The organism is Clavibacter lycopersici (assembly GCF_003576405.1).
GTDB lineage: Bacteria > Actinomycetota > Actinomycetes > Actinomycetales > Microbacteriaceae > Clavibacter > Clavibacter lycopersici.
On record NZ_QWGT01000418.1, the window covers coordinates 1 to 1,128 of the forward strand.

Below are 1,128 nucleotides of genomic sequence, written 5' to 3' on the forward strand. Positions count from 1 at the left end.
GTTGCCGAGGCCCGACTGCCAGAGGATCGAGATGGTGAAGAAGATGCTCGTGAAGGCCGCGAAGTAGACCATCGCGAGGATCACGCCGCCGGTGAACGCGGGGTGCGTGAACAGGTGCGGCGGCACGAGGACGCTCTTCGAACGGCGGGTCTGCATGACCTCCCACGCGCCGAAGAGCGCGAGGAGCACGACGCCGCCCACGAGCGAGAGGTAGGTCCAGAGCGGCCAGCCCTGGTCCTGGCCGTCGATGAGCGGCACGAGCAGGGCCACGAGGCCGGCGCTCACGAGCAGGATGCCGACGAGGTCGACGCCGGAGGCGGCAGGGGCCTTGGCGGGTGCGGATCCGCGTCCGGCCTGCTGGCCCGACTGCGCGCGCACGTCGCCCGCGACCTGCTCGGCCACCTGGCGGCTGGGGAGCAGGAAGATCGCGGCGATGACGGTCGCGAGGCCGACGGGGAGGTTCACGAAGAAGACCAGGCGCCAGCCCGACTCCTCCCCAGCTGCCTGGATGATCAGGCCGCCCACGATCGGGCCGAGCGCGGAGGAGACGCCGATGACGGCGCCCATGATGGCGAACGCCTTGCCGCGCGCCTGCGGCGGGAACAGCAGCTGGATGAAGGCGGTCACCGCGGGCACGAACAGGCCGCCGGCGAGCCCCTGCACCACGCGCGCGATCACGAGCTGGAGGTCGTCCTGGGCCACGCCGCACGCGAGGCTGGCGAGCGTGAAGAGCGCGATGCCCGTCACGAACACCCACTTGTGCCCGTAGCGGTCGCCGAGGCGGCCCGCGGGGATCAGCGCGAGTCCGAACGCGAGCGCGTAGCCGGAGATGATCCAGCTCAGCGTCGACTCGGAGGCGTCGAGGCTCGTGCGGATCGTCGGCAGCGCCACGTTCACGATGGTCGTGTCGAGCAGCGCGATGAACATGCCGGCGAGCAGCACGATGAGCGCCTGCCACGCACGGCGGGAGACGACGGGGGCGGCGGGCGCACCGGACGCGCCGGTGCCCCCTGCCGCCGGGCGGGCGGATGCGGTGGTGTCGGACATGGGGTCCTCTCGTGCCGGCGCGGGCGTCGGCGGTGGTGCGAGCGGATCCGGCCGGCGAGCGCGCGAGCGGGCGACGAGGAC

1 protein-coding gene is annotated in these 1,128 nt (G+C 72.7%); it reads right to left on the minus strand.

From position 1 onward, the window contains the following. Nucleotides 1–1,047 (minus strand): MFS transporter (locus DZG00_RS15630; RefSeq protein ID WP_119455827.1); only part of this gene is annotated, 1,047 nt, incomplete at its 3' end. Between the last annotated feature and the right edge of the window lie 81 nt (nt 1,048–1,128).